This window comes from Streptosporangium heterodermiicola (assembly GCF_051390675.1).
Lineage (GTDB): Bacteria > Actinomycetota > Actinomycetes > Streptosporangiales > Streptosporangiaceae > Streptosporangium.
The window spans coordinates 197489-213468 of record NZ_JBPJSR010000009.1 but is presented as its reverse complement, the minus strand read 5'-3'; the positions used below and the strand labels follow the sequence as shown (position 1 = coordinate 213468).

At 73.5% G+C, this 15980-nt stretch carries 10 protein-coding genes; 2 read left to right on the top strand and 8 right to left on the bottom strand.

The genetic code is table 11. From position 1 onward, the window contains the following. The first annotated feature begins 39 nt into the window (after positions 1-39). Positions 40-1284: an acyltransferase family protein gene (locus tag ACSC1Q_RS21165; protein WP_436760417.1), complete on the top strand. Its 1245-nt coding sequence runs from the start codon at positions 40-42 to the stop codon at positions 1282-1284. On the opposite strand, the gene pgfA is transcribed toward ACSC1Q_RS21165, so the two are convergent. The 8 genes from pgfA to ACSC1Q_RS21125 all read right to left on the bottom strand — a co-directional run bounded on the left by pgfA (position 1223) and on the right by ACSC1Q_RS21125 (position 14272). Next, a complete protein-coding gene (gene pgfA, locus ACSC1Q_RS21160) occupies positions 1223-2251 on the bottom strand; it encodes a cell envelope lipid trafficking protein PgfA (RefSeq protein ID WP_436760416.1) in 1029 nt (342 codons plus the stop codon). The two genes, ACSC1Q_RS21165 and pgfA, sit on opposite strands and share 62 nt — an antisense overlap. Continuing rightward, positions 2248-6489 carry an alpha-(1->3)-arabinofuranosyltransferase gene (locus ACSC1Q_RS21155; RefSeq protein WP_436760415.1) on the bottom strand — a complete coding sequence of 1414 codons (4242 nt, stop codon included), beginning with the start codon at positions 6487-6489 and terminating at the stop codon, positions 2248-2250. The genes pgfA and ACSC1Q_RS21155 overlap by 4 nt, the downstream gene beginning before the upstream one ends. Further along, complete coding sequence (locus ACSC1Q_RS21150; RefSeq protein WP_436760414.1) at positions 6490-7785, bottom strand: glycosyltransferase family 4 protein; 1296 nt, start codon at positions 7783-7785, stop codon at positions 6490-6492. A gap of 202 nt (positions 7786-7987) precedes the next feature. Further along, positions 7988-8119: a hypothetical protein gene (locus ACSC1Q_RS21145; RefSeq protein ID WP_344745256.1), complete on the bottom strand. Its 132-nt coding sequence runs from the start codon at positions 8117-8119 to the stop codon at positions 7988-7990. A 140-nt stretch (positions 8120-8259) separates the two neighbouring features. Beyond that, on the bottom strand, positions 8260-9861 hold the full coding sequence (locus ACSC1Q_RS21140; protein WP_436760413.1) for a hypothetical protein: 1602 nt from the start codon (positions 9859-9861) through the stop codon (positions 8260-8262). Next, positions 9861-10631: an FkbM family methyltransferase gene (locus tag ACSC1Q_RS21135; RefSeq protein WP_436760412.1), complete on the bottom strand. Its 771-nt coding sequence runs from the start codon at positions 10629-10631 to the stop codon at positions 9861-9863. The genes ACSC1Q_RS21140 and ACSC1Q_RS21135 overlap by 1 nt, the downstream gene beginning before the upstream one ends. Before the next feature lie 20 nt (positions 10632-10651). After that, positions 10652-12889, bottom strand: a complete 2238-nt coding sequence (locus ACSC1Q_RS21130; protein ID WP_436760411.1) for an acyl-CoA dehydrogenase family protein — start codon at positions 12887-12889, stop codon at positions 10652-10654. A gap of 114 nt (positions 12890-13003) precedes the next feature. Next, the gene (locus tag ACSC1Q_RS21125) at positions 13004-14272 is read right to left on the bottom strand and encodes a transporter permease (RefSeq protein WP_436760410.1); all 1269 of its coding nucleotides are present in this window, start codon (positions 14270-14272) and stop codon (positions 13004-13006) included. 134 nt (positions 14273-14406) lie between these two features. Between ACSC1Q_RS21125 and ACSC1Q_RS21120 the strand changes: the two genes are divergently transcribed. Beyond that, positions 14407-15963 carry an AMP-binding protein gene (locus ACSC1Q_RS21120; RefSeq protein ID WP_436760409.1) on the top strand — a complete coding sequence of 519 codons (1557 nt, stop codon included), beginning with the start codon at positions 14407-14409 and terminating at the stop codon, positions 15961-15963. The last annotated feature ends 17 nt before the right edge of the window (positions 15964-15980 follow it).

Below are 15980 nucleotides of genomic sequence, written 5' to 3'. Positions count from 1 at the left end.
CGTCACCAGGGATGCCAAAAAGTGACCGAAACAGGTTCTATGCCGGTTCACCGGGAGTTGACCGGCGGGGACGCGCGGGATCTCCCGGCGGTCGGCGGGCATCTCGACGCGATGGACGGCGTCCGCGCGGTCGCCTCCTTCGGCGTTCTGGTATACCACGTGGCGAGCACGACGGGCGCATCGCTGCGGGAGGGGTTCCTCCCCGCCCTGCTCTCCCGGGGCGACATCGCGGTGCCGATCTTCTTCCTGCTCTCCGGTTTCCTCCTGTACCGGCCCTGGGCCAGGGAGGCCATAGAGGGCGCGGCGGGCACAGCGGGCGCGCCTCCACCCCGCGTCGGCGACTACCTGTGGAAGCGGGCGCTGCGCATCCTGCCCGCGTACTGGCTCGTGGTCGCCGTCGCGCTGTCGCTGTGGTCGTGGCCGCGGGCGGCCGACCCGGTCAGCTGGCTGCCCTTCCTGCTGCTGGTGCAGAACTACGTCCCCGACCCGTGGTGGGCCGGGGCGAGCCCGCCGGGGCTCGGGCAGATGTGGAGCCTCTCGGTCGAGATGACCTTCTATCTCGCCCTCCCGCTGATCGCCGTCGCGCTGCGCGCGCTGGCCCGGCGCGGCGCGGACCCGGTGGCGCGGGCCCGGCTGCTGCTCACCGGCATCTGCGCGCTCGCGCTGGTCTCCCCCCTCTGGGCAATCTTCAGCCACCTCCCGGCGCACCGGCCGGAACTCGGCCTCTGGCTCCCCCGGTCGATGCTCTACTTCGCGACGGGCATGGCGCTGGCCGTCGTCTCGCTCTGGGCGCACGCCGAGACCGACCCGGACGCCCCGGTGCGGCGGCTGACCAGGGGGCTGCGCGAGTCGTGGGTGACCTGCTGGATCATCGCCGCCCTCGTCTACGCCGTCGCGGCCAGCCCCGTCGCGGGGGGCCGCCTCTTCGAGATCCAGGACCTGTGGACGGACATCTTCGAGATGATCCTCTACACGGCCTTCGTGCTGGCCCTGCTGGCTCCGGTGGCCCTGCAGACCGCTGCGTCCTCGCCGCCCTCGCCGCTGCGCTCGCTGCTCGGCAACCGGGTGATGCGCTATCTCGGCCGCATCTCCTACGGCGTCTTCCTGTGGCAGTTCGTGGTGATCGTGGGCTGGTACGAGCTGACCGGCCAGGAGAGTTTCACCGGCGGCCTGCTGACGACGCTGGTGGTGTGCACCGCGTTCACCGTGCTGCTCGCCGACCTCAGTCACCGGCTGGTCGAGGCTCCGGCGCAGCGGCTGCGTCGGTTCCGCCGTCGTCGCTGACCCCGTCCTCCTCTTTCTCCCCGGGGTCGTCCCCGGAGCTCGCGGGAGCGGGGACTCGGGCCTGTACGCGCAGGCCCGCCACCAGCAGCAGCGCCCCGAGTACGGCGCACGACAGCGGGACCACCCGGTTGACGAGCGTCGTCCAGCGGCCGAACTGCTCCGCCTCCCCGGCGTTCCACCGCTCGTCCCCCTCGCTGGTGCGCATGTCGGCGGCGAGCGCGACCAGCCGCCCCCGGCCGTCGGGGGTGCGCAGGGTCCTGACCAGGTTCTCCCTGAACCCGATCACCATGCCGCTCTCCGGCTCCACCCAGAAGGTGCGGGTCCCCTCGACGTAGGCGTTGACGGGGAACGGCCTCGCGCCGCCCAGGCCGAGGACCGACCCCGGCAGCTCCATGGGCTGCTGGGCGAGCCGCTCGTTGACCAGGCGCTGCGCGTAGCGGTTGACCCGGACGCCGTACAGGGTCTCGATCCCCTCGAAGCGGGCGGCCACCGGGCGCCGGACGAGCGGGTCGTAGACCTGGTAGGCGATCGGCCGGGCGTCGAAGGGCCAGCGGAACACCAGCCCGCGCGGGGCGGGGTTCGCGTTCTCGTCGACGTAGTTCTCGCAGCAGTTGACCGCCAGCCCCGTACGGCGGTCGAAGGCGGCGCGCCGCTCGTGGTAGTCGACGCGCCGCCCGTCGCGGGTGGCGAGGGAGACGAACTCGGTCCACACGGCGACGTCGGGCGTGGACCTGACCGTGTCCCCGTACCTGGCCACGACCGTCTCCAGCGGGACGCCCCGGTGCGTGCGCAGGGTGGCGGTGTCGAAGTAGGAGCCGGACTCGGTGGTCAGCTTGGTGATCCGGTCCTGCTCGGCGGGCAGCAGCAGGCCGCTGGGGTAGACGTGGAGGCGCACCAGCGCGGCCAGCGTGATCAGGAAGGCCCCGGCGACCAGGAGCAGCACGCCCCGCGACCTCTGGTCGTTCATCCTCGCTCCCCGGGTCGGAGGGAGCCGTCCTGCCGGAGGGGGCCGTCCTGCCGAAGGGGACCGTCCTGGGCGCGTGCCCGTACCGGCAGCCACGAGCGGGGTGGCGGCGGCACCCGCGCCGCGGCGAGCAGCAGGCCGAGCGCGACCAGGCAGAGGTACTGCGCCGCCACCGCCCCGGCGTCCCCGCCGTAGCCGAGCGCGAGACCTGCCGCGCCGAGCGCCGCCGCCACCGGGAACGGCGTGAGCAGCACCCGGCCGATCCGGTACGGCGAGCCGCCCGCGCTGTGCCCGGCCCCGGCGACGCCCCGCAGCCACAGGGCGAGCGCCGCCACCAGTCCGGTCAGCGCGGCACCGGCCCAGCCCTCGGCCAGCAGGCCCAGCGCGGGGGCGAGCGGCCACAGCCAGGCCGCCCGCACCGCCGCGGGCGGCGACGCGGGAAGTCTCCTGCCCGGCCGGGGGCGGGCCAGGGCGAGCACGACGACGAGCGCGACCAGCGCCCAGCCGACGATCAGCGACGTCCGGTAGAGGCCGTCGGGGGCGTACGTCAGCACGACGGTCCCGCTCCCGGGGGGCAGCAGCCACGCCTGCCGCCAGCCGTCCAGCCTGGCCGGTTCCAGCACGCGCCCGCCGAACGACGCCTGCCAGCCCCGGTTGAAGTTCTCGCCGAGCGCCAGGTAGGAGGGTTCCGTCGTGGACACCTTGACCCGGCGCTCCCCGGCGTCCCACCTCTCGACGGCCGCGGCCCGCAGGGTCACCGCCGCCGCGCCCCCGGTGCTCGTAGTGCTCCCGGCAGTCCCGGTACCGCCTCCGGTGGCGCGCAGGACCATCGAGTCCACCCGGAAGCCCTGGAGCGCGGCGGCGCGCACCCGCAGCGTGCCGCCCTGGGACCACACCGCCTCGCAGGCCCGGTAGCCGACCGGACGGCCGTTGAGCAGGTCGCCCAGGGTCCCGCTGTGGATCTCGGTGGGCGTCTCGACCCCGTTGACGGTGAGCGTCGGGCCGAACCCGCAGGGCATCCTCACCGGCTGCGTACCCAGGGCGGGCAGCGGCGCGACGCCGGGAACGGCCACCCCGAGCACCTCCATCCGCCAGGAGCCGAGGGCGGCGAAGGTGAGTTTCACCCGGCTCGCCCTCATCGGCGCGAAGCGGATCCACCCGTCCTTCGAGGCCCAGGCGTACCGGACGCCGTCGTCGGTCTCGACGGTGACCCGGACCGGCGGGGCGCCCAGCCTGGTGTCGGGGAAGTCGACGCGCAGCCGCGACAGGGTCACCTTCCTGCCCAGCTCGGCGGAGAGGGAGGGCGCCAGGTCCTTGTCCCCGGCGTACCAGATGGTCCTGCGGTCGTCGTCGAAGGCCGCGTAGGCGCCGGTGGCCGGGATGTCGCCCGCGGTGGAGGAGGCGGTGGCGCGCGGGAAGCTCCCGGTGGGCATCAGCAGGGTCTCCGCCACCCGCTGGTCGGTGAGCACGGCCCTGCCCTCCAGCACCCGCCTCCCGGTGGCGACGGGAACCGACCGGTCGAAGCCGTAACCGTCCTCGCCCACGAAGCGCAGCCTGTCCGAGCAGGTCCAGGCGTAGGAGCCGAGCATGCAGCCGGGGGCGGTGTCCGTCCGGCTGGTCACGACCGTCCGCCCCGGCTCAGAGGGGTCCGCCGAGGAGGATGGCGAGGAGGCGGGCCCCTGGGCGGGCACCACGAGCGTGCGGCCGGGGCGGACCCCGGGGATGGACAGCTCGGTGATGCCGACCCGGGGGTTGGGGTCGCGGAGGACCCCGGTGACCCGGATCCTGAGCCGGGACGTCCTGCCCGCCGGGACGTTCAGCTTCTCCCACAGGGAGGTGAGGCCGAGCCGGGTGCGCACCCGGCCGGTGTCGGTCTCGACCATGACCTCGGAGACCGTCACCGCGTTCTCCGAGCGTTCGAAGACGGCCTGCATCGAGGGCACCGGGATCGGCTCGGCGAACTGGACCTCCAGCCACTGCTCGGTGGGCGGCTCCCAGCCGGTGGAGCGCCAGCCGGTGCGCAGGTCGAAGTCCACCGCGGCGAACGGCTGCTGCCCGCCGTCGCGGGTCCCGGGGGTCACGCCGAGCCTGGACTGCGAGGAGGAGGCGGTGACGCCCTTGATCCCGGTGAAGACGGCGACCGTCTTGGGCTCGGCCCAGACCGGATCGGTGAGGTCGTGGGCGGGCCCCCGGCCCTCGTAGGGCTCGTCCGGCGTCATCGTCTCGCCGTACGGCCTGCGCAGGTCGCTCACCACCAGCTCGCGCCGTCGCATGGTGTCGGTGAGCACGGTGTCGGCGGCGGGGATCGCGTCCGCGCCGGGGTCGTCGCCGAGGATCACCGGCCGGTCGTCGTCGAGGACGCCCTCCTCGGCCATGGTGAGCAGCGCCTCGGGGCCGCCGGAGACCCGCAGCGGCCGTGCCGCGGCGACCGTGCCGACCACCGGACGCGCCCCGGCGACCTCGTAGATCTCCAGGGAGGTGTACGGCTGGTCGAGCCAGCCCGCGCCGGTCGAGGAGTCCTCGAAGCCGACCGTGGGCCCGAAGCCGCGCACCCGGTTCAGGCCGGGAGAACGGTCCAGCGCCTCGTGCACGCGGGCGGGCCACGCGTCGCCGAAGGCGACCCTGTCGAGGTCGTTGCGGATCAGCAGGTAGCGCACGCCCATCCGGCGCAGCGTCTGGGTGAGCCCCTCGGAGCCCTGCCCGTTGGCGAAGCGGTCGTCGATCGCCTTGACGAGCCGGTTGGAGCCGGCCGTGCCCCACGGCACGATCGTGTTGCTCACCCAGCGGGCCTTCCTCAGCAGCGGCTGGAACGGCTCGTCGAGCGGCCTCCCCCAGGTGTACTCGCCGCGCCTGGCTCCCGGCAGGACCAGCACGGTGCCCTGGTCGGCCCGGTCGTCCAGCCAGGAGGCCGCCTGCCGCCAGTGCTCGGGGACGTCGGCGAACGCGCCGCTCGGCGCGATGCCCGCCGAGGCGACGGGGACGAGGGTGAGCCCGACCAGCCCGGCCCCCGCCACCGCGACGGGCAGGCGGACGAGGGCCCTGCGCGCCCCCACGTACGAGACGAGCGCGGCGAGCCCGAGCACGAGCGGCAGCCGTACGAGCGCGTTGAACTTGTGCAGGTTGCGGAACGGCGCGAGCGGGCCGTCCAGCAGCGCCCTGACGGGTTCGGCGAGCGGCCCGGCGTGTCCCGCGACGAGGATCGCGACGCCCGCGAGCGTGGTCAGCAGCAGGAAGGCCCGCTCGGGCGTGCGCGCGAGGGTGAGCCCGGCCAGCCCCAGCCCGGCGACGAGCGCGGTCACCAGCACGAGCCAGGGCGTCGTGGCGTGCTCGTAGGCGGCGGGCAGGAAGGGGCGGCCGTCCACGGGCAGGAAGGCCACCCAGCTGTTCATGCCGCGCAGCACGTTGGTGAGCGAGCCCACGACCGTGGTCGTCCACGCGTTCTCGGTGAACGGCATGAAGGAGAAGACGTACCGGCCGAGCATCACCAGGGGGACGAGCCACCAGAACGACACCGCGGCGATCATGGCGAGCCACCAGGCGATCAGCCGCCGCTTGCGCGGGCCGCCCTCCCGGGTCAGCAGGTAGATCATCGGTACGACGAGCACGGCCAGCTCGGCTGCGGCGTTGATGCCGCCCGCGCACAGGAACGCCAGCGCCGACAGGCCGGCGGCCCTGCGCGGGCTCGTCTCTCCCCGCGCCCCCCTGACGAGGTGGAGCAGCACCCAGGGCAGGAGCGCGCTGGGGGCGAACTCCACGGAGTTGAACCCCATGAGCGCCTGCGCGTGCGGGGCGAGCGCGTAGGCGAGACCGGCCAGCACCCCGGCGAGCTGCCCGCCGATCCGCAGCGCCCTCGCCACCTGGGCGACGCCGACGAAGGCCACGCACAGGATCAGCGTCACCCAGAGCCGCTGCACCACCCAGGGGGGCATGCCCGCGTTGATCAGCAGGGTGTAGAAGGGGCCCATCGGGAAGATGTAGCCGTACGCCTGGTTCTGCAGGTGTCCCAGATAGTCCTGGTCCCACATGTTCAGCGCCTGGGAGAGGAAGCCGATCGGGTTGATCGGCATGTCCAGCTTCGTCTCGGCGATGAGCATGCCCGGCGCCATGTTGAAGGCGACGGCCGCGAGGAAGAGGCACCCGGCGAGCAACCTGAGCCTGCGGCGGAGCCCGGTGTCGGAGGCTCCGAACGTGGCGGGAGGCGCGGCCAGGCGGGTGATCCACGCCTCAGGGATCACGGACACTTATGGCGGGTCGGTCTCACCCGTGGCGAGACAGGGATCGGATACATGGAGGTGACGACCGTTTTTAGATAGTTCCGTGGTGATTAGTCCGGTCATCGTAGCGCCCGTTCTCCCCCAGGTGAACTCGGCGGCCCAGAGCCTGCACGCCTGCTGGATCTCCTCGCGCCTGGCCGGGTCCGACAGTTCCCGCAGCGCGCGGTCCACCACGCCGGCCAGCGCCTCGCCCTCCTTGACCAGCCAGCCCGTGACGCCGTCGCGTACCGAGTCGCGCAGTCCCGCGACGTCGAAGGCGACCGTCGGGACGCCGAGCGCGGCGGCCTCGATCACGGTCAGCCCCCAGCCCTCGAACTCCGAGGCGGTGACGTTGACCCGCGCCGCCCCCAGGATCGCGTTCTTGGCGGCCTCGGGCAGGAAGCCGTGCATATGGACCCGGTCCTCCAGCCCCCGGCGGGCGGCGTGGGCGGCGAGCCGCTCCCGCTCGCCGCCGCGCCCGATCACGTGCACGTGGATGCCGGGCCAGGCCGCTTCGAGGTCACCGGCGAGGTCCACCACCCGCTCGACGCGCTTGTGGCCCACGAGCCTGCCGAGGTAGACCACGGCGGGATCTCCCGCCGTGTCCCCGACGCTCGCGACCGGGCGCGCCACCGGGCTGCCGTTCGGGATGACCTGGATCGGCGCGAGCCAGCCGAGCCGCTCGCGCAGCTCGTTCCTGGAGGACTCCGAGACCGTGACGGTCGCGCGGCGCCGGTAGACGAGCCGGGCGACCGGCCCCTCGACGAAGCAGCCGATCCTGGCCAGCCAGCGCGGGAAGAAGGCGTGGAACTGGCGGTCGTGCACGTGGTGCACCAGGGAGACGACCGCCGTGCGCCGCCTCACGACCAGGGGGGCGAAGAAGGGGATGCCGTTCATGCAGTCGATGACGGCGTCGAAGCGCCCGCGCCGCCACAGCAGCCAGAGCGGGACCAGCAGGTAGACGAGGAACGGGTTGCCCATCCGCCGCAGCGCGATGCCGTCGCGCTCCTCGGCCGCGGACTGCCCGGCCTCCCTGGAGGTGACGAAGGTGACCGAGGCTCCCTGCCCGACCAGGTAGCGGCTGACCTGCCAGGCGTACTCCTCGGCGCCGCCCGCCACGGACTGCCGCGGCTCGCGGAAGTTCAGGACGGCGACGCGCACCCCGCGCATGGACGGCCGCTGCCGCGCCGTCTCGGCCACCAGGCCCGCGGCGGGCGCCGGGCCCGAGGCCCGGGGGGTCGCCCTGGCGCCCTGTCCGGCCACGACCACTCCTATCTCCTGCATCTCCTGTGACTCCGGGTGGCGTGTCCCTGTACGACGGGTGTCCGGAGGAACCGCCGTACGGCGCGCGAGAACGGCGCCGGGGGGAATTCGCGCATGCGGCGGCCGGGCCCTGTCGCGTCGACGTGACCCGGAACGGGTTTCCCTCGCGTCGGGGGTGGCGGCGCTCAGGCGGCTGCCGGGGCCGGCCCGCGGCCCCGGGCCGTCACCTGGTGCCGTAGTTGTAGAGCGGTCTGTTGGGCGGCTCGGGGGTGGGCGCCGCGACGTTCGTGACGGCCACCGACGCTCCGACCGCCAGCACCGCCCCTACCGCCAGAGCGGCAATCACTCGCAACACTCGAGTTCTCCCTCCAACGCGTGGTCGTGCGGTCTGCCCGACAGTAGAACCTGATACAGGTCCTCAGCTAGTCAATCGGTAAAAATGTGATAAATAATGTTACCAGCTGGTAAATCGCGACATAGTTGCATCTCAGGGAATCAGAGGCGGAAGAGAAGCAGGTCCTGACCTGCGAAGACCAGTCTCGCGCCGGGGAGCCTGTCACGGAACAGGTTCTCGTTCGATCTCTGGATCAGCACGTAACCGATCCCCTCAGCGGCGAGCGGGCCGGTCAGCGGGCCGGACCCCGCGAGGACCGCGCCGACCCGGCGCGCCAGCGGGTCCTCGGTGGCGAGGGTGAGCGTGCGGCCGTCCCCCAGCCCGACCGGCAGGCCGTCGTTCCAGACGACCCTCCGATGGAAGAGCTTGACCGCCGGGTCGAGCACCACCCGGCCCCCGTTCCAGCCGAACGCCCGGTAGGCCCCCCACGGCAGCGTCAGCAGCGCCCCCGGCGCGGGATCCGCGTCCACGATCCTCTGCGCCCTGGACCAGTCCGGCGGGTAGTCGGCCGCGACCAGCCGGCCGAACGCCCCCAGCGCGAAGGTGGGCAGCACCAGCAGGGGCAGCACGAGCATGCCGGGCCGGACCGCCGGGGCCAGGCGCGCGGTCACCGCGGCCAGGCCGACCGCCTGCAGCAGGACGAAGGGGGCGAGGTAGAGCTGCCCGTCGCGGAGCGGCCCGAAGCCGGGCCACAGCCCGACCATCGCCTCCACCACCCCCGGCAGGAAGGCCCCGGCGCACCCCACCGCGAGCCCCGCCGCCGACGCCGCCGCCAGCCCACCCCAGTACGCGGGCCGCCCGCCGCTCTCCCCGTCACCTTCGCCGGAGTCCCCGCCGCGTCCCTCCTCCGTACCTTGACCTCGGTGACCGCGCGTCGCGAGCGGCCACCCCCCTTTGAGCAGGGCGTACGCCGCCACCGCCGCCACCGCCACCGCGAGCCGGACCAGGGCCGACCACCAGGTCTCCTGTCCCGGTACGGCGGCTCCCGAGTTCCACACGCCCCCGAGGGTGAGCAGGCTGCCGAGGGTGCCCAGCGGCCCGTCGGCGCGGGGCGCGAAGGCCCGCACCCCGGCGGGGTCGGTGACGGCGGCGCTGCCCAGGGCCGGGACCAGCCACGGCAGGCTCAGCACGGCGACGACCAGCAGGGCGCGCGGCGCCCGGCGGCCCGCCACGGGCAGCACGGCCATCGCCGAGACGAGCATCGCCTGGAAGCCGCCGACCGCCGCGGGGACCAGGGCGAGGGCCGTCCTCCAGATCCCCTCGCGGGTGACCGCGCGCACCGCCCAGGGCAGGCCCGCGTACCCGAGCAGCAGCGCCCACTGGCCGAGCAGCAGCCGCTGGGCGAGGTAGACGTTCCAGGCGTAGAACGCGGCGGCGGCGAGCCGGGCGACCTGGCGCTCCCCGGGCACCAGGGCCGCGGCGCCCGTCGCGGCGAGCACGAAGATCCCCAGCAGGATCGCCTTCTGCGCGATCTGGGCGGGAAGGACCGACGAGAGCAGGGCCACCACGAGGTCGCTCGGCACCGCGCGGGGGAAGCCGCCGCCGGTAGGCGGGATCGCCGGGATCGGCGGATCGGGCACGAACACCATGTCGTAGCGGAGCACGAAACCGGGACCGAGCGCGGGCCAGAGCGCGAGCACCCCGAGAAGCAGCCCCACCAGGGCGGGAGCCAGGAACGGCGTGGAGGCGCGAAGGGCTCGCACTAGCGGGCTGCGGGGCGGAACAGCACCATGTTCACGTACTCGCCGCCGGGCCTGAGGAGACGGGAGATGAAGCTCCGCTCCACCTCGCCGACCGCCGCCTCCTGGTGGGCGGCGAGGTCGAAGCCGTCCAGCGGGACCCAGGTCCCGCCGGTGAGCACGGAGCCGGTGTAGCCCCACTCGGCGAGCTGGTCGACGACCAGCCCGATGTCCTGGTGCCGGGTCTCCAGCTCGACGAGCAGGACGGGCCGGTCCCGGTGGACGGTCCGCTCCGCGCCGCGCAGGGCGGCGAGCTCGTGGCCCTCCACGTCGACCTTGATGAACCGGACGTCCTTCAGCCCCAGCTCGTCGATGGTGACGGTCGGGATGTCCACCGGAACACCCTCGCCCTCCCCGTGCACGAGCGAGGCCGTGGCCTCCGCTCCCCGCCCGCCGCCGGGGATCCACAGCCGCGCCGTACCCGAGCGGTCCGAGGCGCCCGCGGCGATCACCCGGACGTCGGGAAAGGTCCGTCGGAGCATGGCGGCCAGGCGGGGGTTGGCCTCGATCGAGACGACGTCGCAGCCGAGCCGCCGCAGTTTCGCGGTCCACGGCCCGTACCAGACGCCCACGTCGACGGCGGTGCCGCCGCGCGGCGCGAACTCCCCGGCGCGGGCCAGCTCGGCGTCCAGCCGGGGGTAGACCCGGCGGATCACGGCGCCGAACCAGCGCAACGGGATCGCACCGGCGACGGCGCTCCGGACGACCACACCTGGCCGGAACCGCATCGACATGCGCGAAGCCTAACCGAACCTCACTTGCCGGGCTCGGGGTCGCGGGGCAGTCCGAGCATGCGCTCGGCGATGATGTTGAGCTGCACCTCGGTGGTGCCGCCGTAGATCGTCATGGCCCGGGTGGAGAGGACCGCGCGGTTCCAGTAGCCCGCGTCGCCGAGCTTCATGTCGGCGGCGGTGACGGCCGAGGCGCCGAGCAGCGAGACCGCGCACTCCGAGACGTGCTGGGCGTGCGAGGTGGACAGGAGCTTGCGGACCGAGGCGTCGGCACCGGGCTCCAGGCCGGTCAGCTGCTTCAGGGTCACCCGCAGCCCGAGCGCGGCGATCGAGTGGCCCTCGCAGACGACGTGCGCCAGCTCCTGGCGCTCGGCGGGAGTGAGCTCCCTGCCGAGGCGCCCGGCCAGGCCGATCAGGTCGGGGACGGACGAGCCGGTGCCGCCGGATCCCGAGGAGAGCGAGACCCGCTCGTTGGACAGCGTGTTCCTGGCGACCTTCCAGCCCTGGCCCACCTCGCCGACGACCAGGTCGTCCGGGACGAAGACGTCGTCGAGGAAGACCTCGTTGAACAGGTTCTCCCCGGTCATCTCGGTGAGCGGCCTGACCGTGACGCCCGTGCCCTTCATGTCGACCAGGAAGTAGGTGATGCCCTCGTGCTTGGAGCCCTCGGAGGAGTCGCGGGCGATGCAGATGCCCCACTCGGCGAAGTGCGCCACGGAGGTCCAGATCTTCTGGCCGTTGAGCCGCCAGCCGCCCTCGACCTTCTCGGCCCTCATCTGCACGTTCGCCAGGTCGGAGCCCGCGCCGGGCTCGGAGAAGAGCTGGCACCAGATCATCTCGCCGCTCAGCGTGGGCGGCAGGAAGCGCTCCTGCTGCTCGGGGGTGCCGTACGAGACGAGCGAGGGCACCACCCAGGCGCCGATGATCATCTGGGGCAGCTTGACCCTGGCGGCCTTGAGCTCCTGGAGGATGAGGACCTGCTCCAGCGGCTTGGCGTCGCGGCCCCAGGGCCTGGACAGGTGCGGCATGACGTATCCGGCGCTCGCCAGCGCCCGCTTCTGCTCCTTGCCCTCCAGCGCGGCGAACCCGGCGATCTCGGCCCGGATGCCCTCGCGCAGCTCGGCGGCCTCCTCGGGCAGCTCGATCTCCAGCTCCCGGCTCACGCCGTTCAGGGCGAGCTCCGCGACCGACTCGGCCCACTCCCCCGAGGAACCGAGCAGGGCGCGCAGGGTGAGCGCGCGGCGGTAGTACAGGTGGGCGTCGTGCTCGAAGGTGTAGCCGATGCCGCCGAAGATCTGGATGGCGTCCTTGGCGCAGAGCACGGCCGCGTCGGGGGCGACCACGCCCGCGATCGCGGCGGCGTAGGCCAGCTCGTCGGCCGACACCTCGGTGGCCCCGTTGCCGCCGGCCGTGCCGTCCGTGGCGCGGGCGGCGTCCCAGACGGTCGCGCGGGCCTGCTCCAGGGCGACGAGCATCCGGGAGGCCTTGTGCTTGACGCCCTGGAACTGCCCGATCGGGCGGCCGAACTGCACGCGGACCTTGGCGTATCCGGCGGCGGCGGTCACGCACCACGACGCGACGCCCGCGGCCTCCGCGCCGAGCAGGATCGCGGCCAGGTTGAGGACCCCGGGCCCCTGAAGCCCGTCGAGGACCCGCCCGGCCGGTACGGTGACCGCGTCCAGCTCGACTTTGGCCACCCCACGGGTGAGGTCGAGCGCCCTGACCGGGGTGACGGTCGCCGCGGAGGCGTCCACCGCGACCCACTCCTCGCCGCGGTCGGTGCTCACCGGGAGCACCAGGACGTCCGCCGACCCGCCGCCCAGGACCAGGTCGGCGGTGCCGGAGATCGTCAGGGTGCCGTCGTCGCCCCGGCTGCCGGTGATCGAGGCGCCCAGCGCGACCGCGCCGGTCAGCGTGCCGTCCGCGAGGCCGGGCAGCAGCTCGGCGTGGGTCTTGCCGTCGGAGGCGAGGATCACGGCGCTGGCGAGCACCGTGGGAACGTACGGGCCCGGAGCGACGCGCTCGCCGAGGGCCTCGACGGCGACGGCGGTCTCCAGCAGGCCGTAGCCGCTGCCGCCGTGCTCCTCGGGGACGTGCAGGCCGAGCAGCCCCTGGCCGGCCAGCGACGCCCAGAAACCGGGGCGCTCCTCCCCCTCGGCCGCGACGGCGGCGCGCACGACCTCGGACGGGACGTTGCGCTCCGCCCACCTGGTCACCGACTCCCGGAGCGCCTCGTGCTCCTCGCTCAACCCGATCGCCATGACAGCCTCCAGACAGGATTCAATGCCAGAACCATATTCTAGAAGGTACTTCCATCACAACGCGCGAGCCTCCATCACCGGGTACGGCCGGGAACCGGGGCGCGACGGAGGACGTCAGAGGGCGCGGACGCTCGCCATCAGGGGGGCGATGTCGGCCCAGAGCCGCTTGCGCGTGTCGGGCACGGTCACGAAGAGCACGGAGGGCTTGCGGCGGCCGACGTCGATCACCGCGAGCGCCGCCTGGGAGGCGCGCTTCTCGCCCTTGACCTCGTAGGTGACCCGGTAGCCGAGCGTCCAACCCTTGCCCCCGGCGGGCCGCTGCGAGGCGGTCCAGGTGACCTTGCCTCCCGCGGGGTGGTGGTTGCGGATCGTCCACCGCACCGCGTTCAGTGCCGCCCTGCGGTAGTCGGCGTCGCTCTTGAGGGCCTTGGCCGGGGTGGCGCCGGGGAGCGGCCCCGAGGCGATCACCGTGCGCGGCAGCCGGGCCGCGCCGACCTGCTGGCCGACGGAGAACGACGGCACGGCCTTGGTCGCCCACGGCGCGCCCAGGCTGACGTAGGTCAGCGCGGACCTGGTGTCGGTCACCGCGCCCAGCACCACGCTCGGGGTGCCCGGCAGCACCCGCAGGGCGGTCGCGCCCGGCAGGGCGGGCAGCGTGATCGGCGAGACGGTCGGCGAGGGCTTCGCGGTGGGCACCACGGCCCGGCCGACCCCGGCCGGATCGCCGGGCTCGTCACCGGAGAACAGCACGAAGATCAGGACCACGATGACACCGGTGAGTGCGGCGGCTCCCAGGCTGTAGGCGACCCGGATCGGGATGTCGCCGATCCGCATCAGCAGGCCGCCGGACCTCTTCGCCCCGTCCTTCGCCTCGGTGCCGCCCCGCGCGCCGCCGGACTCCCCGAACACCTCGGGCCGCTGCGCCGCGCCGGGCCACCCCGCCGCCACGTCCTGCCCGCCCTGCCCGCCGCCCTGCCGGTTGCCGTGCCGGTTGCCGTGGCCGTCACCGGCGCCCGCCAGGGGCCCCGCGCCCGGCCGGCCGGGCATTCCGGTCCTGTCGGGACGCCAGGGTCCCGCGGATCCGCCTACCCGCCTGACCGGGATCGTGCCGAGCCCGCCCGACTCTCGCACCTGGCCGGCGTCGGCCTCCGGCTCGTCCCGCCGGTCGCCGGGCGCGGCGACGGGGCGGGGGAACGATCCAGGGGGCCTGGAGACCAGGGCGGTCTCCTCGCCGTCGCCGATGGGGAACCTCCGGGGCACCCGGGGGCTGATGATCGAACCGTCCTCGGCGGGAATGGCGGGTATGGGAGCCGTGGGCGCGTCATATGAGGGGATGTATCTCTCGTGAGAGCGCCCGGAGGAGTTGCCGCCGACGTCCGCCATACGCGTCAGGTTATGTCACCCCGGAAAGATTCGACGCATCGTCGTTTATTACGCTTCGGCCACGGGATGTGCATCAGCCCAGGTAACCGTCTTTCCCCTTCCATGAACAGAATGTCGTTCTGTATGGTCGCGCCATGAGGGCTACGAGGGGCTTCTACGAGATCGCGCCGGCCGATCCCGGACGCGTCGCCGTCGTCACGGACGCGGCCGCGACCACTGTCAAGGGCGCTTCCACGGAGGCGGGTACGACCCAGGGCCCAGCCGGGGACGCGAGCGCGGCCGCGACGGTGAGCACGACCTACGGCGAGCTGTACGAGCGGGTCAACCAGGTCTCGCACGGCCTTCTGGCGCGCGGCACCCGGCCCGGCGACACCGTCGTGACGGTCCTGCCCAACGGGGTCGACGCGATCACGATGATGCTGGCGACGTACCAGATCGGCGCCTATCACGTCCCGGTCAACTGGCACTACACGGCCGACGAGGTCGGCTACATCGTCACCGACTGCGCGGCGCGGGTGGTGGTGAGCTCCGGGCGGTACGGGCACGCGGTGCCGGGCGGGTTCACGGAGACCGGCGACCTCGCCGAGGGGCGGCCCGCCACACCGCCCGAGGGGCGCAGGGCCGGGTCGATGATGCTCTACACGTCGGGGACCACCGGCAGGCCCAAGGGCGTGCGGCGGCGGCTGATCGAGCTGAGCCCCGAGGACCTCTACCCGATCCTGACGCGCAAGGGCTGGCGGCACTTCGGCCTGCCTCCGGACGGCGTGCACCTGCTCCTTTCGCAGCTCTACCACTCGGCGCCGTACGGGCAGGCGATGATGGCCCTGCAGTTCGGGCACACCGTCGTGGTGACCGAGCGGTTCGACGCCGCGGAGACGCTGGAGCTGGTCGAGCGGCACCGGGTGACCAACGCGTTCATGGTGCCGACCATGTTCCACCGGCTGCTCGCCCTGCCCGCCTCCGTCAGGGCGAAGCACGACCTGTCGTCGTTGACGCACCTCTACCACGGCGCCGCGCCCTGCCCGCCCTCCACCAAGCAGGCGATGATCGACTGGCTCGGCCCCGTGCTGTGGGAGTACTACGGCTCGACCGAGGCCGCCGTGGCCACGATGGTCTCCTCGGCGGAGTGGCTGGAGCGGCCGGGCACCGTCGGCCGGGCGATCGACGGCCTCGCGTTCACGATCCTCGGCGACGACGGCGCGGAGCTCCCGCCCGGCGAGCCCGGCATGGTCTACATCGGCGGCATCAACCACTTCGAGTACCACCGCGACCCGTCCAAGACCGCCTCCACGATGCGCGGCGCCCTCTACACGCCCGGCGACATCGGCTATCTGGACGAGGACGGCTACCTGTTCCTCTGTGACCGGCGCACAGACCTGATCATCTCCGGCGGGGTCAACGTCTACCCGGCCGAGGTCGAGGCCGTGCTCCAGGAGCACCCCTCGGTGGCGGACGTGGCGGTGATCGGCGTCCCCGACCCGGAGTGGGGCCAGCGCGTCGTCGCGCTCGTCCAGCCCGCGCCGGGCGCCGTCCCCGGCGCGGAGCTCACCGGCGAGCTGCTGGCCCACTGCGACACCCGGCTCGCCCGCCTCAAGCACCCCCGGGTGATCGAGTACCGCGACCCGCTGCCGCGCACTCCCACGGGCAAGCTCAGCCGGAGCGACCTTCGCAATACGTATCTTCCTGCCTGAGCTGGGCAAATACCCTT

Excerpts from the sequence above, each read along its gene's own strand:
- ACSC1Q_RS21165 (WP_436760417.1), top strand. The coding sequence starts at position 40 with ATGCCGGTTCACCGGGAGTTGACCGGCGGGGACGCGCGGGATCTCCCG.
- pgfA (WP_436760416.1), bottom strand. The coding sequence starts at position 2,251 with ATGAACGACCAGAGGTCGCGGGGCGTGCTGCTCCTGGTCGCCGGGGCC.
- ACSC1Q_RS21150 (WP_436760414.1), bottom strand. The coding sequence starts at position 7,785 with ATGCAGGAGATAGGAGTGGTCGTGGCCGGACAGGGCGCCAGGGCGACC.
- ACSC1Q_RS21135 (WP_436760412.1), bottom strand. The coding sequence starts at position 10,631 with ATGTCGATGCGGTTCCGGCCAGGTGTGGTCGTCCGGAGCGCCGTCGCC.
- ACSC1Q_RS21130 (WP_436760411.1), bottom strand. The coding sequence starts at position 12,889 with ATGGCGATCGGGTTGAGCGAGGAGCACGAGGCGCTCCGGGAGTCGGTG.
- ACSC1Q_RS21125 (WP_436760410.1), bottom strand. The coding sequence starts at position 14,272 with ATGGCGGACGTCGGCGGCAACTCCTCCGGGCGCTCTCACGAGAGATAC.
- ACSC1Q_RS21120 (WP_436760409.1), top strand. The coding sequence starts at position 14,407 with ATGAGGGCTACGAGGGGCTTCTACGAGATCGCGCCGGCCGATCCCGGA.